Genomic DNA, 24,443 nt, shown 5'->3' on the forward strand with positions numbered 1-24,443 from the left:
GCAACCCGCGCCTCAGGGGGTCAAAATTGGACGCCGATCCCCCGCTCTATGGGGTCAAAATTCCACGCCGGATCACACGATGGCCTCGTAGTAGAGAAGATCAACGGACGTTTCGTTGTCGGCGACGATCATAGCGGCCCTTGCTACGGCTTCCGAGCCCACTTGCGCCGGTCGAAGCCCCTGACGTGACAAGACCTCTGCACTTGTATGCTTTAGGCAAGGAAATGTCACGCACGTAACGGCGATCGAGTTGTTGCGTGTCTGGTTGGCTCAACCGGCCAGTGTTAGCTTGAGCTTAATGAAATAGGTTCCGAAGCCGTGCATCGGCAGACCCAATTCCCCGCGCTCCGCCCAAAGAGCCAAGATTTCGCGATACTTCAAAAGCCGTCGTCCTGCCTTGGCCCCTCCTCCCGCGCAGGAGATAGCGACCGCATAGTCATCACACCAATGCGTTGCGGCAGGTGGAAAGCTCTGGGATCGCCGACCTCTCGCGGCACCGGAACACCCAGGACCGAGTCGAGCACCCAGGCCGTGAAGCGTTCTACATCGTTGCTGGGATCGAGGCTGTCAGACCAACCCTGGACCTCGGCTTGGCGCTTCTTGCTGAGGTCTTTCCATTCGGTCCCGCTGGCAAGCTCGGCGAGAATCGATTCCAACCCCGTGAACTCCGTATCCCGTTCTGGCTCGGCGACCACCGCACACACTTTCATCAGCGCTGCGCGCGCGGCAAATTTCGGACCTTCAAGGCGGCGAGCAAGAACTTTCTGCGTCTCCCCTCCCAGAACTCCCGCAGCCATCAGGAGCGGCCCGGCGACAACAGGCGAGTCTTCGTTCGCCATGCCGATCGCGGTCGAACTCAGTTGCATCGGTTTGTTCGCAACCGCCCGATCGAAGGCCGACCAGGCGGCCGCCTGGGCCAAGGGCCTGTGCTCAGGCGCGCACTTCATTCCTGAGCTTTCGAGCGCGACATTTATCGCATCGGAGATCCGATCATCGTCCTTGTCGGCTAAGGCCGCGATCGCCGCACAGGCCACAAACGGATCACGCGTTTCCGCCTGAATGGCATCAAGCAGAGCAGTGACGGCATCTTCTGGCAGTTGCTCGTACGCCCCCAGAGCACGCGCAGCGGCGCGCGCGACTCGAAATTCCGACCAGGAAGACCCTCGGAGATAGCCGGGATCACTGCTGAAGTCGCGTTCATCGCTCAACAACTTCACGAGCGCATCGATCGCTTCTGGCCATCTGTATTCCTGCATGAGTCGCGCCCAAGCAAGACGCACATCCGCGCTCCGGTCGTTCGCTGCTCCCAGAATCCGATCCCTGTCTTGTGACGCCCCCAATTGCATAACCGCTTCAAGCGCTGCCCGACGTACAGGATACCGCTCATGTCCAAATGCCTTCCGCAGCACCGTCTGTGCGTTCGGCTTTCGAGAGATCACGAGGGCATGGACCGCAGCGGTCCCGTCGTCCGCATCGCCCTCCGCCAACAAGCGTTCCGCCGCGGCATCGATGTCAATGCCAATCGCAGCGGCAGCGCAAACGAGCGGCCCGGCCACATCGTTCGACAAGGTCGGCAGCAAAGACGCCAGCAAATTCGTGGCCGACTCGGACATGTTCCGCGTTGCGGCCGTAATCTCTTCTTCGCTCAGCAACGCGACCAGCAGGCGCCCACACTCGTATACCGGTGCGCCCAAAATATCGCACACGCGTTGCGCCCGCGCGCGTCGAGCCACCTTGCCGGCTTCGCCGCGGCCATCGCTATCGAGGGATGTGCGGATCACATCGTAGACAAGCTCGAGTTGGCGCTCCGTTGTGACGCGAGGAATGATCTTGGCAAGCAGGGAAACGGGATCACCGGATGGCTGACTGGATTGAGCGGCAATTTCGATCAAGGTACCGCGCAAGCCACTACCAAGGTTCTCCTTGGCCAATTCGGCTTCGAGCAGGTCTGCGAAATCACCGCTCCAATGTTGTTGGACGGCATGCCAAGCGGCTGCTCGCGTCCAACCCTCGGCGTGTTGCAGCAACAGCCGAAGGTCACCGGAATCTGGTCTGCGGCGGCTTTGACCAATCAGTTCCGATGCCGCCGAAATCAACGACTGACGATGCGGATGTCCGACGATCCAGGAGAGCCCGCCGCGACGACGACGCAGTTTCACAATCTCCTTCATCCCGCATTGCGCATTGTAATAACGCTCCTGGGGCTCCTCGAGGATATGATCGGCGGCGACGGCATCGACTTCATGCTCTTCGGCTTGACGTCCCTGCTCCGCGTATTCCTTCTCCATCCAGGCGTCAGCTTCAGCTTCGGACTGGGCAAACCGTGTGATAGCTCGATCAAAGTCCGGCGAGTCACCCGCGCAGGCGCCCGCCACGATCGCCTCGATATTCTCGTTAGGCCCGCCGGGCCCGGCAACCGTGTCCAGTGCGTCCCAAAATGCTGGAGCGATGCCGGGCACAAGCTGTAAGAGCAGCGCGGCGACCGCTGGGTCGTAGTTCGTTCGCGCAAATGGCAACACCTCTCGCACGAACCGCTCGACGAGAATTGCCGTGCGCGCATCGTCTTTCAGCTCGGCCACGTCACTTTCGGACAACGCTGGCGGCCGCCACCGCTCCATAAAGGCAGTCTCTTCCGTTTCCGGACCACCATCGATCAGAGCCTGCGCCAAGCGGCTCGGCACGTGCGCATCCGACCCGAAACGAGCTAAATCGGCCAACGCCCGCTCGAAGTCGTAGCGTCTGTCGGCATCGGTCGCCTTCTTTTCGAGATGGTCGTCGAGTTGCGCCTGAGTTGTCGATGCCAACGACAGTTCGATGCCATCGAGCTTTGCCGCTTCCCGCAGGGCCGCAAGTCCTGACTCGATTCCCCAATCGTCGCTCTGCGCGTCCAGCGCTGCGAGACCATCTACGACCAGCGAGAGGACGTGCTCCGCTTCGACTCTCTGGCGCATGAACGCCATGCGCAAACCTTCCTCCACCTTGGGATGGTAGAGAGAAAGGCTTCGACCATCCTGCCGCAGGTTGCGCCCCGCAACGAGGAAGTCGATCATTCCATCAACGTCAGGCCGAACGGTGCTATCGATTACACGTATTCGCCTTAGCAGCCTTGCGAACACGTCACGAAGGACAGCGCCCCTGGCGATCAGCAACGCCCATATGACCGCCGCGCCCGCAACACCTTCAGCGCCCAAAGGTACAATTTGCTTGGCGATGACACCGGAAATCGCGTCAATTTGGGAATCGGATATGATCTCCTCAACCTTGCGCGGCTTCAGGGCATCTTCGCGGGTGAGCGCGACGAGGAAGCGGTCAACCTCATAGGGCCGATGCAACGCCTTCAGCGCGGCCTCGCGATAGTCGCGTGCCAAAGACCGAGCATGCCCGGTCACATCGCCGGCGATGCCATCGTAAATTCTCCCGATACGCTCCGAACCATAATCGTCGATTTCAATTGGCACCATATAGGGCGTGAGTTCTTTCGTGAGCTCGGCGCCCGCGCTCTGCAGAACATCCGACCGTGATGTGACCACGAACTTCCGCTCCGGTCCGGCGCTACTCAACAGCTTCGGAAGTTCCCCGGTCCAGCGCTCCGCCTCCGGCGTCAGACGGTTGCCGCCCCACGGGTCACGCAAATGAAAGAGAACGGCACCGGACTGTATCAGTCGTTGACGGATTGGGCCTGGACCGTGTTCCTCACCGACGACTTCGAACGGCGGATCGGCTTTCCGCAGTCGTGCTTCAAGAATATCCGCCGTCAGCGTTTTCCCCGTTCCGGATGGTCCGGCGATGATTACTGCGTGGGAACTGTCCAGCTTCCGCAGTATGTGATCAAATGATCGCGGAGGAACATAGTGGTCCATTGCACGTGTCGGTGCGACTGACCCTCCATGGTGCGTGAGCACAGACACCAACTCAGCTCTGGACCATCGACCGCCGTTTTGCCCACGAATACGATTCCGTACTGCCTCGCGTAGGTCCCGCAGACACGCTGCTTGGTTCACGCTCGGAACATGACCGTGGCGCGAGAGCAGGCGTTCGATACGAGACCGCAGAACCTCCTCCGTCACGCCGGCGCACAGGAGTATCCTTGGCGCCAACTCAGACTGGGTAGCCGCATCGAGGCCCTGACGCGCATAGGGCGGCAGGTCGCTGACCTCCGGAAAATCGAGAATCTCCTCCCCTCGGTGCACACGGAGAGAGTGGGAGAGCGCTTCGTTCGTGATGAATACGTATCGCCGTCGCGTATCCGCTTTGAGCATCTCGAGCGGGCGCGAGCGTTGCCCACCGTCGTTGTCCTTCTTGTTCGCCGTTCCGGTCAGGATTCTTGCAAAGTCCTTCGACGACCACGGCGAGCTCGAACGCGTCTTGACCTGGAAGATCAAATCCATCCGGTCATCCACCTGCGCCATCAGACCAAGAAGTGCATCGGCGGGCTTCTGAATTGAGGCCTCTATGTCCTCATGCGAGGGTGGCTCGATATTGAGCGTATCCGTCGCCGCCTTGGCCAGCATCAGATCGAGCGCTATCCAGATCGTCACTTCGATTTGGTACTCGTATCCAGCATAGCCAGGATTGCCGCCAGCACCACGTTTCCTCCCCCTGGGAAGCGCGGTGGGACCACGGTTCTTGGCGTTCGCCTTGCCCAACCGCGCCTCTGTGCTTCTGGTCTTCGACTTATCCGCCACGGCCGGTGGCTCTCAGAACCATACGAATGAACGAGAACATGCGCCCGAAGAGATAGTCGACCTGATCGAGCGAGGTGAGCGGCTCCTGGGTTGTCTCGGAATGCCGGATGCGAAATCCGTTGCCGATTTTCGTAAGAGCGGCAGCCTCTTCCGCCAGGACGCGGCGAAAATTCGATCCCGGAGCAGCGGCTCGGTCCAACAGCGCATCGGCCTGCGCACGCTTATCAGCGCCGGGCTCGAGCGTCTTGAGACGCTCGAACGCGTCCCAGAGTTTTTCCACGGCATCCACACGGTCCTCGGATTTGGGCAGCGCGATCCTCCGTCGGGCGATTTCGAGCAAGCGGTCGGTTTCCACATCCCCCGTCGTGAACTGTGTCCAACTCAGTGCGTCCGCCAACGGTTGCGGCAAGAGCCTGCGCACTTGCCCTTCCGCCGATAGCTCATAAGCGACGCCGTTACGAGCGAACAGAAGGTTCACGTCTCCGACGAGGCGCGTCAATCCGGCTTCGCGATCCCAGCTGAGGTGGTGATGGCCGAAGAAGGAATGGTACGAACCTTCAATCGGTTGACCAACTGCGGTCGCGCAAAACTCGAGGAGATCAAGGATGGCCGGGGTCTCGGGCAGATCCGAATGTGAGACTGGCCACTCGACAAACGGCACTTCCGCCCGCAGCACCCGCGCGAACGCCTGACTATCACACCCGCAGGGGCCGTATCCATCGGGGCACTGCTCGGGAAAGCGATATCCGAAAGACCCGTCCCCGAGCCGCGTGTCGATCAGACCGTGGAGACCTCCCCACAAGCGCTCATCGATCACATCGATTGTGCGGGGGCGTTCACCGTACTCGCGGTCCGTAAAGTATCGAGTCACGCTGCCCCTCCGAGCTACCATTTCCACCAATCACGGCCGCGGGACCGATCGCATCTTTGACCCTCCCGGGTGGGTTCTTCCATTGCCGCACTGGCGCTTGGTCTACCGGCTTTTTCCCAAGCTATGGCAAGCTAATCCCACCTGTGATAAAACCTCTGCACTTATATGCTTTAGGCGAGGAAATGTCACGCGCGTCGGTCGATTTCTCACTCGCGATCGCTGTTTGCGCCATCGTCACCGTGCGGAGCCAATCATTCGAGCGAGTACACACCTGTCCTGGCGCAAAGGCGAGGCGCCGTCATCGAGGCCCAGTCAGTTGACCGCCCCCAATCATCTTCAAACCGCATGTCTTCCAAGACGGCGATTCGACGCTCTCGCCGGATACACACGTCAGCCGTTCATCCTCCTCGTCACGGAAGAGATCGAGTGGCACGCATCCTCGGACGAGCGCGTCCTCGGCGTCGTGACGCGGGATCGCATCGATCACGACTTCGGATGGGTCGCGCTCGGACGTGATGAGCAGCTGCGGTTCCGGGCCGTAGCAGTGAATGCGTCACTGCCAAGTGCTGACGCCGCACGCGGTCAACTGCTCGAACGCATGAGTGTGCTCGCTGCAGCGCCGGACGTCGAATTCCACCAAGGCGATTCGGAGCGGGCGCCCGTCGACTTCTTCGCCCCGCTCGTCCCAGCCGAGCGTCTGCATCCAACCTTCAACATACTGACATCGGAGGAACGCTATTCGCCGGCTCGCGATCTCATCGCGGCGATGATGCGCTTCCACGAAGATGCCGACGGGAATTTCGTCGAGCAGTTCCAGACGACGGGCTTCGACCCGCGGCTGTGGGAGCTCTACCTCTTCGCCACCTTCAATGAGTTAGGCTACGCTCGAGACTCCGCAATTGCGGTGCCAGACTTTGTCTTGACCGGCCTGTCCGGCCGGATTGCGATCGAAGCGACCACTGCCAATCCTCCCGGTGGTGGTGCGCCGCCTCCTCCGAATCCAACCACGCCAGATGAGTTCACAGCCTATTTGCAGGACTACGTCCCAATAAAGATCGCACGCGCGCTGACACGTAAGCTCAACAAGACACCGCCCTATTGTGACACAGAGGAATTGCGGGAGATTCCCTTCCTTCTGGCCGTCCAGGATTTTCATGGGCCAGGCTCCATGCGCATGGTCGTTCCCGCAACCACAGAATATGTCTTTGGTATTCGCCATAGCTTGGTGAACGGCAGGCGGAAGATCGAGCGCATCACCGAACATCGCTTCGGTCGTTCCGTGGAAGGCTCAGGCTTCTTCTCCCTGCCCGGCGCCGAGAATATCAGCGCCGTGGTCGTCAACCCGCAAGGGACCATCACGAAGTTCAATCGCATGGGCTACCTTGCCGGTTTCGGCAGCCGGCGCGTCCGCATGATTCGCACTGGCATGCGACGCGGTGAACTCGACGATGACGGACCGATGCCCAAGCCGTTCTCACATGCCGTCCACGCTCCCGACTACGACGAGTCCTGGGTCGAAGGCATGGTCGTCCTCCACAATCCGAATGCACGCATCCCGCTCGATCCCGCCCTGATTCCGGGAGCCAATCACGAGTTCCTGCAAGGGGATGGAGGGATCATGTCGCTCCTGCCTGAATTCCACCCGTACTTCTCCCAGACGGCGATCGCCGTCGAGAGCGAAGACCACAAGCAAGCGCCCGTGGAGTAGTGCGCCGCCCACGCCCCCCCTCGGCAGCTCCAAACGAATTTTTGAATTCCTACATGATCTTGTGATAAAACCTCTGCACTTCTTTCTAAGAGCATAGCAAATGTCACCACAACCGAGGACGCAGCGTGACACGGCCCGCGACCTTTTCCGCGAGAAGGGGCTCGTCCGCATGCGCGATATGCGCGAAGCCGGCGTCAGATCCGAAACCATTGCGCGCCTCGTTCGTGAAGGTGCGGTCACGCGCGTGGCGCGAGGCCTCTACCAGTTGGCCGACCACATGCCCGATGCCCGGCGCAGCTTCGCGGAGGCTTCAGCTCTCGTGCCCAGAGGCGTGATCTGCCTCACATCCGCGCTTCAGTTTCATGAACTGACACTGCAGATGCCCTCCGCGGTGTGGATCGCCATCGACCGCACCGGCTGGAAGCCCAAGGTCGAATACCCGCCCATCCGCTTCGTCCGGTTCAGCAGCCGAGCGCTCAAGGAGGGCGTGAAGCGACACCTTATCGATGGTATCGAGGTGCCGATCTTCGAACCCGCCAAGACGCTCGTCGACTGCTTCCGGTATCGCAACAAGATCGGTCTTGACATCGCCCTGGAGGGGCTGCGCGAAGCGCTGCGAACAAAGCGGGTGACACCGGACCAACTCTGGGACTTTGCCCGCACGGCCCGTGTCTGGTCGGTCATGCGCCCCTATGTCGAAGCGATGGTCGCTGATGGCGCGTGAGGTTCGCAATGTCGGGGCCTCGGTCCGCGCGCGGCTTCTCGATCGCGCCCGCGCGGAGAAGACTGATTTTCAGATCCTCCTCACGCGATATGCGCTGGAGCGGCTGCTCTACCGCCTCAGCGTCTCCGATCAGCGCGAACGGTTTGTCCTGAAAGGGGCGATGCTCTTCGCGACCTGGCGGGACGATCCCTTCCGTCCCACCCGCGACCTCGATCTTCTGGGCCATGGCGACGCCGATCCCGCGGCGGTCGCCGAGAGCGTCCGGGCGATCTGCTCTGTGGCCGTGCCTGACGATGGCGTCGTCTTCGACGTTGAACATATCGAGGCCGCCGCAATCCGTGACGAGGCCGAGTATGCCGGCGTGCGTGTCAGGACCAGCGCCACGATCGCCGGCGCGCGCCTGCCCATACAGGTCGACGTCGGGTTCGGCGACGCCATCACCCCCGACCCGGTCGAGATCGAATACCCGGCCCTGCTCGACGCGCCGGCGCCGGTTCTGCGCGCCTATCCACCCGAGACGGTGGTCGCCGAGAAGCTAGAGGCGATCGTTTCGCTCGGTGTCGCCAACAGCCGGATGAAGGATTTCTACGACCTCTGGATGATCGCGCAGACGTTCCCGTTCGAAGGGCTCGTTCTCGCGAATGCCATCCAGCAGACATTCGACCGTCGCCGGACATCCTGGCCCGAACAAACGCCCTCCGGCCTCGGCGAAGCCTTTGCCAGCGAGCGGGACGCTCAGTGGCGGGCCTTTCTGGCGCGCGATCGGCTTGCGGCCGCGCCCGCTTCGCTCGTCCAGGTCACCGAAGATCTGCGGGCATTCTTACTCCCCGTGCTGGAACGGCAGCAACTCGCATCGTGGTCGCCCGGCGGTCCCTGGACGCGCACGGAGGCTGCCTCGTGAGTTCACAGTCTCCAAACACAGGTGCGGACGCAAACGCGGAACCTCGCGAGGCGATCTTCATCAGCCACGCCGCGCCCGAGGACAACGCCTTCACGATCTGGCTGGGCGCGAAGCTCGCCGCGATGGGCTACGAGGTCTGGGCCGATGTGCTCCGGCTCAAGGGCGGCGAGGACTGGCAACGCAAACTCGAGAACGCACTGCGCCATCGCGCCTGCAAAGTACTGCTCGTCGCAAATCCCCGTGCGGTCGAGAAGCAGGGCGTGCGCAATGAAATCCAGATCGCCACCGAGGTGGCCCGCAAAATCGGCGACAACGCCTTCATCATCCCGCTGCGCATGGAGCCCTTCGAGGCGCCCTTCCTCATCGCGCACGCGCAATACATCGACTTCACACACGGCTGGGCGCGCGGACTGACGGAACTGTTGGAGACGCTCCGGGAGACCTATCGCGTCCCGCACAATGCTGGCGACGGCGACGCCATCTGGCGCGAAATCCAGCTCATCCACGGCAAGACGCTCGTCTCCACGCCGGAACGGCTGATCTCGAACTGGCTCCCGATCGATCGGCTGCCGAAAAAGATCCGCTATTACGAATTCAAGGGACAGGTTTCGGACCGCCAGGCGCAATCGCGCATGGCCGAGGCGCCGTGGCCCCTCAAGCCCTTCCGCCGGGGATTCCTCGCCTTCGCGCGTATCCACGACCTGCAGGACCATTTCGGACCGAATCTCCCCATCAACCGGAAAGGCGAACGGCTCGTCGCGGGCTTCCTCGATGACGGATGGTCCAAGCTCGGCATCGAACGGCGCGACGCCCGCAATCACTTCAGCGACCTCGCACGCCAGGCGTTCGAAAAGCTGTTCGCAGCGCGCGGTCATAAGCCTTACGGGCTCTCGGGCGCCCAGACCGCTTGGTGGCCGCCCGTCGATGTCGCGCCCACCACCAAGATTTCTTTCCGCTGGGGCGAAGTCGCCGGTCTGCGCCAGATCCAGGGCGTGTCGCTCAAGCGGCAAATGAACTGGCACTTCGGTGTCAGCGTCGCGGCACGGTCAGCGCCGGTCCGCCACGTACGCATCGTCAGCCGCCTCATCTTCACGGAGGATGGCCTCAAGCCGTTCGACGATCCCGCCAGGATGCACCGCCTGCGGCGCTCCTTCGCCAAGACCTGGCGGAACGCCCGCTGGCGGGACATGCTGCTCGCCTTCCTGTACTGGCTCGCCGAGGGTCGCGACTCCATCGCCGTGCCCGTCAGCTCCGAAGAGGGGATCGTCCTCGGCCTGCCGCCGATTGCCTGGCAGGTCCCCGTCAGCCTGCCGGTCGAGAACGAAATCCCCGAGCCCGACGACGACGATCCGAGCGACGACGACGAGCCGGACGATGCGGACGGCCCGCGTGACGACGACGGTCCGGAGGAGGCTGGCGATGACGTCTAGGCCGCTCCCGTTCAAGCCCCGGACTCTCTATCTGGAAGAACCCCTGCTCGAGTTCCGTCACGGCCAGCGTCTCGTCTACCCCCGCGACGGCCTCTTTCTCTACGGCCCCGTCGGCGAGACGAAACAATTGCCAGCAATCCGCTATGGCGTGATCGGCACGCCGGACGGCGTGCAACGCTTCAGAGCCTGGGCAATGACCATGGCCGGCTTCATCGACATCCCGCCGCCGGGCCCGCGATCGCGGGCGGTCGAACCCCAGCATGTGCCCTTCCCCGGCTTCGCCGAGGCCTTTCACGCCGACTGGCCAATTGACCCGCCCTGTCTCATCGACGATCTCGACGACGCGGAGATCGAGCGCACCCTCCGGATCGCCAACCGTCACGAGGCGATCCGCAGCACCGTCGATCTGTTCCTGTCCCGCCTCGTCGCGGAAAATAATCGCCTCGAGAGCGCGCCGCAATTCTGGTTCGTCGTCATTCCAGAGCGCGTCTACGACCTCGGCCGCCCGCAGTCGACCGTGAGACGCGACGATCGCGTGGCCGGGACGGTGACCATCACGCAGCGCCGTGCCCGGCAACTTCAGACCCAGCCCACCCTGTTCGGCGACGACGAACGCGAGGCCGAGGTCTACCAGTATGCGACGCATTTCCGGCGCCAGTTGAAGGCGCGCCTGCTGAAGGAGCGGATCGTCACGCAGATCGTCCGCGAGACCACATTGGCGCCCGGCGACTTTCGCCGCGAGAGCGGAATGCCGGTCCGACGCGTCGAGGATCCGGCAACGATCGCCTGGAAGCTCGGAACCGGAGCTTACTACAAGGCGGGCGGCAAACCCTGGCAGCTGGCCGATGTCCGGCCCGGCGTCTGCTATGTCGGCCTCGTCTACAAGCGCAGCGAACTGATGAGCGACAAGCGGCACGCCTGCTGCGCGGCGCAAATGTTCCTGTCTGACGGGGAAGGCGTAGTCTTCCGCGGCGCGCTCGGCCCGTGGTTCCAGACGGACACGAAGCAATTCCACCTCGATCACGATGCGGCCAGGAACCTCATTCAGATGGTGGTCGGCGAGTACTCACGGCTGCATGACGGTCCGCCATCCGAGCTCTTCATCCACGCGAAATCCGCGTTCACCGATGACGAGTGGCGTGGCTTCGCCGCCGGCTGCGACGATGAAACCAATCTCGTCGGCGTGCAGATCGCCGACGCGCGCGACGACCTGAAGCTCTACCGCCCCGGCGAATATCCGGTCATCCGAGGCACGGCGCTCCAGATCGGCGAACGCCATGCCCTGCTCTGGACATCAGGCTATGTGCCGCGGCTCGACACCTATATGGGACCGGAGACGCCGAACCCGATCTCCGTGCGCGTTCTCCGCGGCGAATGCGCCTTGAAGACCGTCCTGTCGGACGTGCTCGGCCTCACGAAGATCAACTTCAATTCCTGCCTGCACAACGATCGGCTACCCGTCACGATCCGGTTCGCCAACGCCGTCGGCGATGTCCTGATCTCCGCGCCGATCGATAGCGAACCCAAACTCCCCTTCAAGTTCTACATATGAGAATTGTCTGGGCGTGCAGATGATGCCGGAAAAGACTGAGAACGAACATGGCTTTCTTCACACGGGACCAGTTGGAGGCGATCGCCGGAGCGCTCGGCGACACAGATGCCGGCCTGACCGGTGCCGAGATTCAACACCTGCTCGCGTCCAGCAAGATGACGGACCCCGGCCCCGCCACCAAGCGTGTCCGCATCTACAACGCTTTCGCCGCGAGCCAGAACACCAAGAAGAACCGCACAAACATACTCGAATTCATCCGCCTCGCGATGAGGCCGGCGCGCTACAGCCGTCAGCCCGAACGCTACGAACCCATGCGCGCGCTCCTGAACCAGGCGCTGGCCTTTGCCGGTCTCGTCGTTGACGAAGCCGGCAACCTGACATCGACCGAGGCCGCGCAGACATTGCCGGAGGCACAGCGCCGGGCCCGAGACCTGAGGGCCGACCTCGAGGGACGGGGCGTCCATCCGGACGTCCTGAAATTCTGTCGCGCCGAGCTCCTGGCGGACAACTATTTCCATGCGGTCCAGGAGGCCGTGAAGAGCGTCGCCGACAAGATGCGCAGCCGGACCGGGTTGACCGATGACGGCGCCGCGCTCGTCGATCGGGTTCTCGGCGGCGATCCTCCGCTGCTGGCGATCAATTCGCGGACCAGCGCGAGCGAACACAGCGAACAGAAGGGCTTCGCCAATCTGGTGCGCGGAACCTTCGGGATGTTTCGGAACCCCACGGCTCACGAGGCGCGCATTCATTGGGTCATGACAAAAGAGGACGCGGAAGATCTGCTGACAATCGTTTCGCTGATCCACCGCCGCCTCGACCAGGCTCACATGCCACCGCGGGTGTAGCTTGGCCTCTGCCGGCACATGCGAGGTCGCCTCACGCGATCAGATTGTCGTTTGCGAACCGGCCTAAGCCGAGGCCTCAGGATCCTGCTTGACCGGATCATGGCGGCGCGCCGAGACATCCGTGATCCGCTCTTCGATCCAATCCGCGAGCTTCTCCACCTCTGTAATCGCCGCGCCCAGGTTCTCCTCGGTGATCTCGAGCCTGGGGGCAAGCAGAGTGTCGGGGTCGGCACCGTCGTCGACCCACATCCTGAGCTCGCCTTCGCTCGCGAAGATCAGGTCGCGATGCCTTGTCAGCGTCTTGGGATCATGCCGGGCACCGAGCGTTGACAGGTGCTCGCCAGGCTGCGCGCGATTGCGCGCCAGCACGATCTGCTCGATGACGTCGAAACGCACCGGGCAGTCGGTCCAGTCAGTTGGAGAAGTTCGCCAAGCGCGCCCTTGTAGGCCGACAGGAAGCCTTCCTTTTTCGCGATCGCCTTGCCTTCCGCACTCAGTCGGAATCCCAACTGCTGTTCAAGGGCCTTGCAGTACAGTTTGAGGGCGTCCGACAGGAGCGAGACGGCCGACCGTCCAACGACCTGTGCGGCGTCATCCGCCTCTATCCACTCCTCCAGGAAGGCTGGTTCGCCGTATTCGGGATCAAAGGACGGCGGTGGCTCATCATAGGGGCTCTCCTCGGCATCGATCTTCCGCTGGATTTCGCGGAACGGGCCGACCCCCGTGAAATAGTAGCGCCCGATGAAGCGGGTTCGCAGACGGAGAAAGTATGCCGCGTCCACGTTCAATCACCCGCCGCGTTGGCAGCCGCTTCGGGGATCGCCACCGCCTCGGTGTCGGATTCATCGAGCCCCAGATCTTCGGCCAGTACCTCGTCAATCGCTTCGCGGTTCAGCCAATCGACCCAGAGCTGCAGGAACGCCCGGTAATCGGCCATCTTGATCCGGAGAAAGTGGAGTTTCGTCGGATTGTTTAGCCTGTCCGTGCTCACAAAGGCGAAGCGACACACCGGAGCACCCGAATTCGAGCGGCCATGCTGATCCAGGTACAAGACACCGCCATGAGCCAAGGCGTTGCGAAGGATACGACAGAAAGTATCGGCGGCAAGGGACCTCGCACGTTCAACTGCCTCTGGTGCATCGAGTTGCGCCGCGACGGAATCCGGCAAGCCCTCTACCGCCAAGTTCGGAAAGCCCGCCCCTCTCTCCAGCGTCGCGTACTGCCACGGGCCGGTGAAGAACTTCGCCTCGTGAACCTTTCCCTTGAGGTCGATCGCACGATCGACGGCGTCCGCGAGTCTTGGGTTCAGGACCGCGTCGTTCATATGACCTTCGGCGCGCTTCTGCTTGTATTTCAGAATGCGTTCGATCGGCAGGATCACGATCGGCATAGAGATGGACAGCAGAAACGTCGCCTTCAATGGAAGCCTCGTTCCGTCGGAATCGCTTAGCTGCTCGTACAGGTCGCGAAGGAGTTGGTGCGCCCGTTTCGGCACCTCGAGACTGAAATGAGTCGGGTTGCCCATGGCCTATCCTCTGATCAACAAACAATATGCCAGCAGAACGCTCAGGTCTCTAAGACTTCAGGTTCCCACAGCGAACGGAAATCTCGTACCGCCCATGAGATGTTGGGAGGGGAAAGCCTTCCCCTGCGGCCGAGCCCGTAGTCTCGCCCGACCCCTTCTGCGGGGACACCCCGCAACGCCCCGAGAGTGAGAGTGCGGACCGGTTTGCCGTGACGGGTTGGAAGTCGAGAGAAAGGCTCTCGGCGCCCGTCGCGGAGAACCGCGATGTCCAGACACAAGCGAAACGCCCGCGCCAGGCGCGACCGGACCAATCTCTATTCCGAGATCACCGACAAGATCATCGCCGAGCTGGAGGCCGGCCGCGTGCCTTGGGTCCAGCCATGGGGCACGGCGGCGGCGAAGGCGCCGCTCGGCCTTCCGAAGAACGCCTCGACCGGCCGAACCTATTCCGGAATCAACGTGCTGCTGCTCTGGGGCGCCGTCATTGAGCGCGGCTTTTCCGGCCAGAGCTGGCTGACCTTCCGCCAGGCGCTGTCGCTCGGCGGAAATGTCCGTAAGGGCGAACGCGGCACCACCGTCGTCTATGCTGATCGCTTCGTGCCGGAGGACGAGAAGCGGCACGCTCGCGAGACCGGCGAGGAAGCCCAGGCGATCCCGTTCCTGAAGCGCTTCACCGTTTTCAACACGGATCAGTGCGAGAACCTGCCCGAGGATGTCGCGGCGGCTACGCCGCAGGTGCCGACGGGTTTGATAGAACCGCGCGTAGAGGCCCTGATCGAAGCCTCCGGCATCGATTTCCGCATCGGCGGAAATCGCGCCTTCTATGTGCCGGCGCACGACTACGTGCAGGTGCCGCCGCCGCAGGCCTATTTCGAGCCGGTCAACTGGCACCGTACGGCGCTGCACGAACTCGGTCATGCCAGCGGCGCTTCCCACCGGCTCAATCGCGATCTCTCCGGATCGTTCGGATCGAAGCAATACGCCTTCGAAGAGCTGATCGCGGAGATCAACGCCGCATTCTGCTGCGCCTCGCTCGGCATTGAGCCGACCGTCCGGCACGCCGATTACATCGGATCCTGGCTGGAGGTTCTGCGGGAAGACAATCGCGCCATCGTCCGCGCTGCCAGCCAGGCAAGCAAGGCCGCCGACTGGCTTCTGGCCTTCCTGCCTGAAGACGAGCAGCGGCGCGATGAGGAAGAACTCTCTCTCGACAGGAGGGGGGCATGATCCTCCTGACCGACAACCTGCGCGATCTCCTGCTCGCCAATGGTCGGCAGTGCGATTTCGACCATGTGCCGGTGGTCAAGTTCTTCAATCCCATCGGCGCCGGCACATGGCTCATCACCGAGGTGGAACCCGACGGCGACACACTGTTCGGTCTCGCCGATCTCGGCTTCGGCTGTCCGGAGCTCGGCAGCTTCAGCCTGTCCGAGCTGACCTCTGTGCGCCTGCCCTTCGGCATGGGTATCGAACGGGACATCCTGTTCGAAGCCGCATTCCCGCTATCGGTTTATGCCGAGGCGGCGCGTCAGGCGGGGAGCATCGTGGAGAGCGAACGGCTGCTCACGATCACTGCCGCGTCTCTGCGGTCTCTGCGGGGCGGACATTGACTTCCGTTCCGCCCCATCGGCTCGGTCTTCTCGCCGTAGCCTCAGAAAGAAGAGTGAGAGGGCTGCGCCCTTTTCCGTGACGGGTTTCAAGCCGAGAGAGAGGCTCACGGCGCCCGTCGCGGAGTAACTCACCATGGCAACTGCCAGTCAAAAAGTCACCCTCAGCGCCTCGCGCGACATCCCCTTCAACAAGCTGGTGCTCAGCCAGTCCAACGTCCGGCGGGTCAAGGCCGGCGTCTCGATCGAGGAACTGGCCGAGGACATCGCCCGGCGCGGCCTCCTGCAGAGTCTCAACGTCCGCCCAGTCATGGACGGCGACGGCAAGGAGACCGGCATGTTCGAGATTCCCGCCGGCGGCCGCCGCTACCGGGCACTCGAGCTCCTCGCCAAGAAGAAGCGGCTCGCCAAGACCACGCCCGTGCCCTGCATTGTGCGCGAGTCGGGCAGCGACATTTCGGCCGAGGAGGATTCACTGGTCGAGAACGTCCAGCGCGCTCCGCTGCATCCGCTCGACCAGTTCCGCGCCTTCCGGACGCTACGCGAGCAGGGCCTGAGCGAGGAGGAGATCGCCGCGCGCTTCTTCGTCTCGGTCAACATCGTCAAGCAGCGGCTCAAGCTCGTCTCCGTCTCCGAGAAGCTGCTCGACCTCTATGCCGAGGATGGCATGACGCTCGAACAGCTCATGGCCTTCACCGTCTCGGCCGATCCCGCGCGCCAGGAGCAGGTCTGGGAGGCGATCGAGCATAGCTGGTCGAAGGAACCTTATCAGATCCGCCGCATGCTGACGGAGAACACCGTCCGCGCGTCGGACCGGCGTGTGCGTTTCGTCACGATCGAAGCCTATGAAGAGGCGGGCGGCGCCGTCATGCGCGACCTGTTCCAGGACGATGACGGTGGCTGGATCGAGGATGTGCCACTGCTCGAACGGCTCGTCGCCGACAAGCTCAAGGCGGAGGCGGAAACCATCGCCGAGGAAGGCTGGAAGTGGATCGAGGTCGCGGCCGATTTTCCCTATGGCCATACGCACGGGCTCCGGCAGCTCGCCGGCACGCCGGTCGATCTGACCGACGAGGAGCGCGCCAGCCGCGAGGCCTTGCGCGAAGAGTTCGGCCGGCTCGAAGCCGAATATGCCGAGGCCGACGAACTGCCCGACGAGGTGGACGAGCGGCTCGGCGAGATCGAGGCGGCGCTCGAAGCCTTCGAGGACCGGCCCATGCACTACGACCCGACCGAGGTCGGCCGAGCCGGCGCCTTCGTCAGCATCCGGCACGACGGGCAGCTTTCGGTCGATCGCGGCTATGTCCGCCCCGAGGACGAGGCGGCCGAGGGTGACGGTGACGCGGGTGCAGGCGGTGATGGCGATACGGCGACCGATCCCGGCACCGTGCAGCGCACGGTGATCACCGTGGCCGGCGAGGTCGAGAACCCGGATGAGGAGGAAGACGCGGTCAAGCCGCTGCCCGAGCGGCTCGTGACCGAGCTCACCGCGCATCGTACGCTCGCCTTGCGGGACGCTTTGGCGAACAATCCACATGTCGCGATGACGGCGCTCCTCCACAAGCTGGTGCGCGATACCTTCCGGCACGTCTCCTCGACCGGTTGCCTCGAAGCGTCCGTCCGCCACGTATTCTTCTCCGTTCAGGCCGACGATCTGAAGGACAGCCCGTTGGCCAGGTCCGTCGAAGAGCGGCAGGAGGCATGGCAGGCCGACCTGCCAACCGATGACGAGGCACTCTGGACGAAGATCGACGGGCTCGACGAGGCAAGTCGGCTCGCGCTGCTCGCCCATTGCGTCTCCTTCGGCGTGAACGCGCTCTACGAGAAGGCCAATCCCTGTGGTGCGGGTCCCACGTCCCATGGCGTGCAGCAACGCATCAGCGAAGCGAACCGGCTGGCCCGTGCCGTGGGGCTCGACATGGTGGAGGCCGGTTGGCGGCCGACGGTCGACAACTATTTCGGCCGCGTGACCAAGCCACGCATTCTCGAAGCGGTGCGCGAGGCCAAGGGCGAGGAGACTGCGCAGCTCATCGACCATCTGAAGAAGCCGGACATGGCAAAGGAAGCCGAACGTCTGCTCGCCGATAGCGGCTGGCTTCCCGAACCGCTGCGCCTTTCCACGCCCGATGACGTCAACGCTGGCGATGACGGGGCCGAGTCCGATGCGCTTCCGGCGTTCCTCGCCGAGGGCGAGGACACCGAAGCCGCCGGCGCTGACGATCCGCAGCCCGTCGCGGCCGAATGAACCGAGGGCGGGGCGGCTCCAGCCGCCCCGCCGCTCTTTCCCACCAATCTCGATCAACGCCCGGCCATCGCGCCGGGCTTCCTCGTTTCAGGAGCCCAACATGGCTGACTATTTCACGCACTTCTCCTGCCTGCTCGATGTTGGCACGCCCGACAACGCCGCCCGCGCGCTGGATTTGTTCAATGACCTTTGTGCGGAAGGCGCCGCGGAAGACCCGCCCTCCGATGGCTTTCTCCTGTCGCTCGATCCCGCCCACAGAGGCTCGAACCTCTGGATGCGGGACGACGGCACCGGCGATCCGCAATGCGTCATCGACTTCGTCCTGCGCTGCGCCGACGCCTTCGCGCTCACCGGTCGCTGGGGATTTCAATGGGCCAATACCTGCTCGCGTCCGCGGGTGGACGCCTTCGGCGGCGGAGCGCATGTGCTCGATCTCGGACGTCGCGACACGGCAGCATGGATCGGCACGCATGGCTGGCTCGACGATACGATCGAGGGAGGCCGGCCATGAGCATTCCCGACCATGCCCGCGCCAATTTCCAGACGCTGCTGCGCGCCGCCGCCGACGGCAATCTCGCGCTGCTCGAATGCACCGACGCCGCGACGGGCGCCCCGCGTTACGTCGTCTGCGCCGTCGGCCGGGACGGCGAGGAATTCCTCTTCACGCCGTTCGGGCATCTCGCCGAGGGCAACCCCTACGACGCCTATCTGCCGCCCGAGCCGTGAGAGGGAGAGGTTGGCCGGGACGGGTTTGAGCCGGTTCGGTCCGAGAGAGAGCGCCGGCCGGCTCGCCCGTTCCCGTTCTCCCGAGGTTCCCTCCATGACACAGCTCGCTTCGACGGCGGCGCTCGCCAGCGCCGCCCAACCGCTCGCCCCGGCCAATTCCACGCCCGTCCTGGCCGAGGCTGCCCGTCTTCTTCTGCCTAATCTCGAACAGGGTCGCCGCATAGATGCGCCGGCCCTGCGCGCCGCGATGGACACCGCCTTCGGCGGCTCCGACACCGATGGCGCCTGGGACTGGAAGACAGCTTACGATGCCTGCGAGGGCGCGGCGGTCCTGTTCCTGCGCAAATACGGAAAGGCGCTTTTGCGCAAAGCCGGATCTCCGGCCGCCGCGCTCCCGCTGCTCGCAAAGATCGCCGATCTTCTGCCGTCGCACACACGGCGTTCCGAAGAGAGCGAGGCCTTCCAGCAATTCTCGACGCCGCTCGCGCTCGGCTTCGCCGCGGCGACCGCCGCCGCCATCACGGCGGAAGACATCGTGCTGGAGCCGTCCGCCGGCACCGGCCTGCTCGCCGTTCTCGCCGAGATCGCCGGAGGCGCCCTCCGCCTCAACGAACTCGCCGAGACACGCGGCGATCTCCTGTCTTCTTTCTTTCCGGCTCTATCCGTCACGCGCTTCGACGCGGCCCAGATCGATGATCATCTGGACGCCGCTATCGTGCCCAGCGTCGTGCTGATGAACCCGCCATTCTCGGCAATGGCAAACGTGTCGGGACGCATGGCCGACGCCGCCTATCGCCATGTCGCCTCGGCGCTGGCGCGCCTGGCGCCCAGCGGACGGCTCGTCGCCATCACCGGCGCGAGCTTCGCGCCCGATGCGCCCAGATGGCGGGATGCCTTCGTGGGTCTTCAAGGAAGCGGGCGCGTCGCCTTCACAGCCGCCATCGATGGCGCGGTTTACGCGCGGCACGGCACGACCATCGACACGCGATTGACAGTGATCGACAAGATCGCAGCCGACGATCCGACCGTGTTCCCGGCATCGCCCGGCGTTGCCGCCGATGCGGCCACGCTGCTCGCCTGGGTCCGGGCGCTAATGCCGCCGCGTCCGCCCGTGACGCTGCCGACAGGCTCCGTGCATGTGAACCGCCCGGCTCCCCTGAACGGGGCGATCTCCAGGCGGGTCGATACCACGCCGGCGCCGATCCTGTCCGCGCCGGAGGGCGAAGAACTCACCTACGAGACCGTCGATTGGACACCGCCGGAAGGCGCGCGGCTCACCGATGCGCTTTATGAGGCTTACGCGCTTCAGTCGGTCCGTATTCCCGGGTCACAGGCGCATCCGACGAAGCTCGTGCAATCGGCGGCCATGGCCTCGGTCGCCCCGCCAAAGCCGAGCTATCGTCCGCATCTGCCGCCGAACCTCATAGCCGATGGCGTTCTGTCCGACGCCCAGCTCGAAAGCGTGATCTATGCCGGCGAAGCCCATGCCCAGCATCTCGCCGGCGCCTGGACCGTTGATGAGACCTGCGATGTCGTCACCGCGGCCGCCGACGATCACGACGGAGCCGTGCGCTTCCGGCGCGGCTGGTTCCTCGGCGATGGCACAGGCGCCGGCAAGGGCCGCCAGGTCGCCGGCATCCTGCTCGACAACTGGCTCAAGGGCCGCCGCCGCGCGGTCTGGGTGTCCAAATCCGACAAGCTGATCGAGGACGCGCAGCGTGACTGGTCGGCGCTCGGACAGGAACGACTCCTGGTCACGCCGCTCTCGCGCTTTCGCCAGGGCACGCCGATCCGCCTCTCGCAAGGCATCCTTTTTACGACCTACGCCACGCTGCGCTCCGACGAGCGCGGATCGAAGGTTTCGCGCGTCCGGCAGATCGTCGATTGGTTGGGAAAGGACTTCGATGGAGTGATCGTTTTCGACGAAAGCCACGCCATGCAGAATGCCGCCGGATCGAAGGGCGAACGGGGTGACCAGGCCGCCTCGCAGCAGGGCCGCGCCGGGCTTCGCCTGCAGCACGCATTGCCCGATGCGCGCGTGGTCTATGTCTCGGCGACCGGCGCCACCACGGTCCACAACCTCGCCTACGCCCAGCGGCTCGGCCTGTGGGGCGGCGAGGATTTCCCCTTCGCTACCCGCGCCGAATTCGTCGAGGCGATCGAGGATGGTGGGGTCGCGGCGATGGAGGTGCTGGCGCGCGATTTGAAGGCGCTCGGCCTCTATCGGGCCCGGTCGCTCTCCTATGAAGGTGTCGAATACGAGCTGGTCGAGCACCAGCTCACCGGCGAGCAGCGGCGCATCTATGACGCTTATGCCGGTGCGTTCGCGATCATTCACAACAATCTCGACGCAGCCATGCAGGCGACCAACGTCACGGGCAGCGAGGGCACGCTGAACGCGCAGGCCAAGTCCGCCGCCCGCTCGGCCTTCGAGAGCGCCAAGCAGCGCTTCTTCAATCACCTCATCACGGCGATGAAGACGCCCTCGCTGATCCGCGCCATCGACGCCGATCTCGAAGCTGGCCATGCCGCCGTCATCCAGATCGTTTCGACCGGCGAAGCGCTGATGGAGCGGCGGCTCGCCGAAATTCCGACCGAGGACTGGAACGACGTCCAGGTCGACATCACGCCGCGCGAATATGTGCTCGACTATCTGGCGCATTCCTTCCCGGTGCAGCTCTATGAGCCCTTCACCGACAGCGAGGGCAATCTGTGCTCGCGGCCGGTGTTCCGCGACGGCCAGCCCGTCGAGAGCCGTGAAACTGTCGCCCGGCGGGACCGGCTGATCGACAAGCTCGCCTCGCTGCCGCCGGTGCCCGGCGCGCTCGACCAGATAATCCAGCGCTTCGGCACCGATCAGGTGGCCGAGGTGACCGGCCGCTCGCGGCGCATCGTCCGCAAGCCGGGTGCCGGCGCCACGGCCGACCGTCTCGTCGTCGAAGGCCGCGCCGTCGCCGCCAACTTCGCCGAGACCGCCGCCTTCATGGACGACGCCAAGCGCATCCTGGTCTTCTCGGACGCCGGCGGCACCGGGAGGTCCTATCATGCCGACCTCGCGGCAAAGAACCGGCGGCTGCGCGTCCACTATCTGCTGGAGCCGGGCTGGAAGGCCGATGCCGCGATCCAGGGCCTGGGGCGCACCAACCGCACCAACCAGGCGCAACCGCCACTTTTCCGGCCGGTCGCCACCGACGTGAAGGCGGAGAAACGCTTTCTCTCCACGATCGCCCGCCGCCTCGACACGCTCGGTGCCATCACGCGCGGCCAGCGCCAGACCGGCGGTCAGGGCCTGTTCCGCGCCGAGGACAATCTCGAAAGCCCCTATGCGCGCGACGCGCTGCGCCGGCTCTATCTGTTGATCGTCGCCGGCAACGTCGAAGGCTGCTCGCTCCAGACCTTCGAGACGTCGACGGGACTGAAGCTGACGGATGATACCGGCATCAAGGACGATCTGCCGCCGATCACCACCTTCCTCAACCGGCTCCTGGCGCTCACCATCAATCTGCAGAACACCCTGTTCGCGCGCTTCGAGCAGCTTCTCGCGGCGCGGATCGAAGGCGCCATCGCCAGCGGCACCTATGACGTCGGGCTGGAGACACTGCGCGCCGAACGCTTCACCGTTCTCGAGCGCCAGCCCATCCATACCCATGCCGCGACGGGCGCGGTGACGACACTGCTGACCATCGCCCAGCGTGAGCGCAACCGCCCGGTCGCGCTCGATGACGCGCTCGACAATCTGACCGATCCGCGCGCCTGCCCACTGGTCAACGAGCGCTCCGGGCGCGCGGCGGTGCGCGTCCCCACCACCAGCCTCATCAACGATGACGGCTCGGTCGAACGGCGGGTGCGCCTGATCCGGCCGATGGAGGCGACCAACGTGCCGGTTGCCATGATGGGCGACACCCATTGGGTGGAGGCCGACCGCACCACGTTCACCAGAGCCTGGGAGGCGGAAGTCGGATCGGTGCCCGAGTTCACCGACAGCACCATTCACATGGTCGCCGGCCTCCTGTTGCCGATCTGGAAGCGCCTGCCGAACGAGTCGACGCGGGTCTACCGTCTGCAGACCGATCACGGCGAGCGGATCATCGGCCGCAAGGTCTCTCCGGCCTGGGCCGCGACCGCCACCACAACCGGCACGACGGCGCTCGCCCCCGACGATGCCTTCGCCGCGCTGATGGACGGCCGCACGATCCTCGACCTTGCCGAGGGATTGCAGCTTCGCCGCGCCCGCGTCATGGGCGCGAACCGCATCGAGCTCACCGGCTTCGCCGACACGATGCGCGACCGCCTCAAGGCCTATGGCCTGTTTGGCGAGATCATTTCCTGGAAGCTCCGACTGTTCGTCCCGACCGACAACTCCGGCCCCGCGATTCTCGCCAGGCTGCTGGAGCGGTTTCCCATTGAGCGCATCGCCGAGCGGGAGGCTGCATAATGACCCGCTACGCATCCGAACTCGCACACCGTCTCGGCCGGCAGGCCGAGGCGGTATGCCGCGAATACCTGTCTGCCGGACGGCGCGAGGGCCGCTACTGGATGGTCGGTGACGTTCGCAACACGCCGGGACGCTCGATGTTCGTGCGCCTCGTCGGCCCCGAGTCCGGCAAGGGCGCGGCCGGCAAATGGACCGATGCCGCCACCGGCGAGCATGGCGATCTTCTCGATGTCATCCGCGAGAGCTGCGGCCTTGTCGAATTCAAGGACGTTGCCGACGAGGCGCGGCGGTTCCTCGCTCTACCGCATCCCGAACCGGAGTCCGCACCACGATGTGGACGGAAGACACCCGCACCAACAAGTTCGCCGCTCGCAGCCAAGCGGCTGTTCTCAATGGCCCGGCCGATTTCGGGCACGCTTGCTGAATCGTATTTCCGTAATCGCGGCGTTACGGCTTTGCACGGAGCCGGATCGCTGCGATTCCATCCTCGCTGCTACTACCGGCCCGATGAGCATGCGCCGACGGAGACCTGGCCAGCGCTGATCGCCTCCGTCACCGATCTCGATGGACACCAGACCGGCGCACATCGAACCTGGCTCGATCCGAACGGGTTCAGCGAGGCGAGGCTCGGCAAGGCGCCGATCGAGACGCCGCGACGGGCAATGGGCGACCTGCTCGGCAATGCGGTGCGCTTCGGCGTGGCGGACGAGGTCATGGCGGCGGGCGAAGGTATCGAGACCATGCTATCGCTGCGATGCGTCCTGCCCGACATGCCGATGGCGGCAGCGCTTTCAGCCGCCCATCTCGCCGCCCTCGCACTCCCGGTCACGCTGCGCCGTCTCTATATCGTGTGCGATGACGATCCGGCAGGCGAAGAGGCGCGTAACAGCTTGGGCGAACGCGCCGAGGCCGAGGGGATTGAGACGCTGACCGTCGCGCCGATGCTGGGCGATCTCAACGAGGATCTGCGGCTGCGCGGACTGGATGCGCTCACCGCATCGGTTCGGGTCCAACTCGCCCCGCAGGATGTCGCACGCTTTCAGAAGACCATTCAGTTGGCCTGAACGGGAAGCGGCATGGTGAGCGTCGGTGTCACCGTCGTCACACGCGGGCTCTCCCATCGATGTCGCAGAGGGCCGCGCCCCGGCCTTCTTCAGAGGGCGACCGGACGGCAGGCGGCCCGGTCCGG

The 24,443-nt window shown here is 64.2% G+C and carries 17 protein-coding genes; 13 read left to right on the forward strand and 4 right to left on the reverse strand.

Going from position 1 to position 24,443, the window contains the following annotated elements:
- Positions 1-377 precede the first annotated feature (377 nt).
- A complete protein-coding gene (locus DLJ53_RS08275) occupies positions 378-4,646 on the reverse strand; it encodes a HEAT repeat domain-containing protein (protein ID WP_146619914.1) in 4,269 nt (1,422 codons plus the stop codon).
- 28 nt (positions 4,647-4,674) lie between these two features.
- Positions 4,675-5,556 (reverse strand): hypothetical protein, encoded by an 882-nt coding sequence (locus tag DLJ53_RS08280; protein ID WP_202913073.1) that lies wholly within the window; start codon positions 5,554-5,556, stop codon positions 4,675-4,677.
- A 316-nt stretch (positions 5,557-5,872) separates the two neighbouring features.
- Between DLJ53_RS08280 and DLJ53_RS08285 the strand changes: the two genes are divergently transcribed.
- From DLJ53_RS08285 to DLJ53_RS08310, 6 genes are all read left to right on the forward strand, one after another.
- Positions 5,873-7,264, forward strand: coding sequence for a hypothetical protein (locus tag DLJ53_RS08285; RefSeq protein ID WP_111344220.1), 1,392 nt, complete (start codon positions 5,873-5,875; stop codon positions 7,262-7,264).
- A gap of 100 nt (positions 7,265-7,364) precedes the next feature.
- The gene (locus DLJ53_RS08290; RefSeq protein WP_111344222.1) at positions 7,365-7,988 is read left to right on the forward strand and encodes a type IV toxin-antitoxin system AbiEi family antitoxin domain-containing protein; all 624 of its coding nucleotides are present in this window, start codon (positions 7,365-7,367) and stop codon (positions 7,986-7,988) included.
- Positions 7,978-8,889 (forward strand): nucleotidyl transferase AbiEii/AbiGii toxin family protein, encoded by a 912-nt coding sequence (locus DLJ53_RS08295; protein ID WP_111344224.1) that lies wholly within the window; start codon positions 7,978-7,980, stop codon positions 8,887-8,889. Before DLJ53_RS08290 ends, DLJ53_RS08295 begins: the two co-directional genes overlap by 11 nt.
- A complete protein-coding gene (locus DLJ53_RS08300) occupies positions 8,886-10,319 on the forward strand; it encodes a toll/interleukin-1 receptor domain-containing protein (RefSeq protein WP_111346150.1) in 1,434 nt (477 codons plus the stop codon). Before DLJ53_RS08295 ends, DLJ53_RS08300 begins: the two co-directional genes overlap by 4 nt.
- Positions 10,309-11,871 (forward strand): argonaute/piwi family protein, encoded by a 1,563-nt coding sequence (locus tag DLJ53_RS08305; RefSeq protein WP_111344226.1) that lies wholly within the window; start codon positions 10,309-10,311, stop codon positions 11,869-11,871. Before DLJ53_RS08300 ends, DLJ53_RS08305 begins: the two co-directional genes overlap by 11 nt.
- 47 nt (positions 11,872-11,918) lie before the next feature.
- Positions 11,919-12,716, forward strand: coding sequence for a TIGR02391 family protein (locus tag DLJ53_RS08310; RefSeq protein ID WP_111344228.1), 798 nt, complete (start codon positions 11,919-11,921; stop codon positions 12,714-12,716).
- 63 nt (positions 12,717-12,779) lie between these two features.
- Here DLJ53_RS08310 and DLJ53_RS08315 read toward each other — a convergent pair whose 3' ends face one another.
- Positions 12,780-13,112 carry a hypothetical protein gene (locus DLJ53_RS08315; protein ID WP_111344230.1) on the reverse strand — a complete coding sequence of 111 codons (333 nt, stop codon included), beginning with the start codon at positions 13,110-13,112 and terminating at the stop codon, positions 12,780-12,782.
- A gap of 388 nt (positions 13,113-13,500) precedes the next feature.
- Positions 13,501-14,241 (reverse strand): hypothetical protein, encoded by a 741-nt coding sequence (locus DLJ53_RS08320; protein WP_111344232.1) that lies wholly within the window; start codon positions 14,239-14,241, stop codon positions 13,501-13,503.
- A gap of 264 nt (positions 14,242-14,505) precedes the next feature.
- On the opposite strand from DLJ53_RS08320, the gene DLJ53_RS08325 reads away from it, so the two are divergent.
- The 7 genes from DLJ53_RS08325 (at position 14,506) to DLJ53_RS08355 (ending at position 24,318) form a co-directional block, all read left to right on the forward strand.
- Positions 14,506-15,468, forward strand: coding sequence for an ArdC family protein (locus DLJ53_RS08325; protein ID WP_111344234.1), 963 nt, complete (start codon positions 14,506-14,508; stop codon positions 15,466-15,468).
- Positions 15,465-15,851, forward strand: coding sequence for a DUF2958 domain-containing protein (locus DLJ53_RS08330; RefSeq protein WP_111344236.1), 387 nt, complete (start codon positions 15,465-15,467; stop codon positions 15,849-15,851). Before DLJ53_RS08325 ends, DLJ53_RS08330 begins: the two co-directional genes overlap by 4 nt.
- Before the next feature lie 133 nt (positions 15,852-15,984).
- Positions 15,985-18,093 carry a ParB/RepB/Spo0J family partition protein gene (locus tag DLJ53_RS08335; protein ID WP_111344238.1) on the forward strand — a complete coding sequence of 703 codons (2,109 nt, stop codon included), beginning with the start codon at positions 15,985-15,987 and terminating at the stop codon, positions 18,091-18,093.
- 100 nt (positions 18,094-18,193) lie between these two features.
- Complete coding sequence (locus tag DLJ53_RS08340) at positions 18,194-18,604, forward strand: hypothetical protein (RefSeq protein ID WP_111344240.1); 411 nt, start codon at positions 18,194-18,196, stop codon at positions 18,602-18,604.
- The gene (locus DLJ53_RS08345) at positions 18,601-18,819 is read left to right on the forward strand and encodes a DUF6117 family protein (protein ID WP_111344242.1); all 219 of its coding nucleotides are present in this window, start codon (positions 18,601-18,603) and stop codon (positions 18,817-18,819) included. The genes DLJ53_RS08340 and DLJ53_RS08345 overlap by 4 nt, the downstream gene beginning before the upstream one ends.
- Positions 18,820-18,913: 94 nt before the next feature.
- On the forward strand, positions 18,914-23,254 hold the full coding sequence (locus tag DLJ53_RS08350) for a strawberry notch family protein (protein WP_111344244.1): 4,341 nt from the start codon (positions 18,914-18,916) through the stop codon (positions 23,252-23,254).
- Positions 23,254-24,318: a DUF7146 domain-containing protein gene (locus tag DLJ53_RS08355; RefSeq protein ID WP_111344246.1), complete on the forward strand. Its 1,065-nt coding sequence runs from the start codon at positions 23,254-23,256 to the stop codon at positions 24,316-24,318. Before DLJ53_RS08350 ends, DLJ53_RS08355 begins: the two co-directional genes overlap by 1 nt.
- Positions 24,319-24,443 lie beyond the last annotated feature (125 nt).

This window comes from Acuticoccus sediminis, from assembly GCF_003258595.1.
Classification (GTDB): Bacteria; Pseudomonadota; Alphaproteobacteria; order Rhizobiales; family Amorphaceae; genus Acuticoccus; species Acuticoccus sediminis.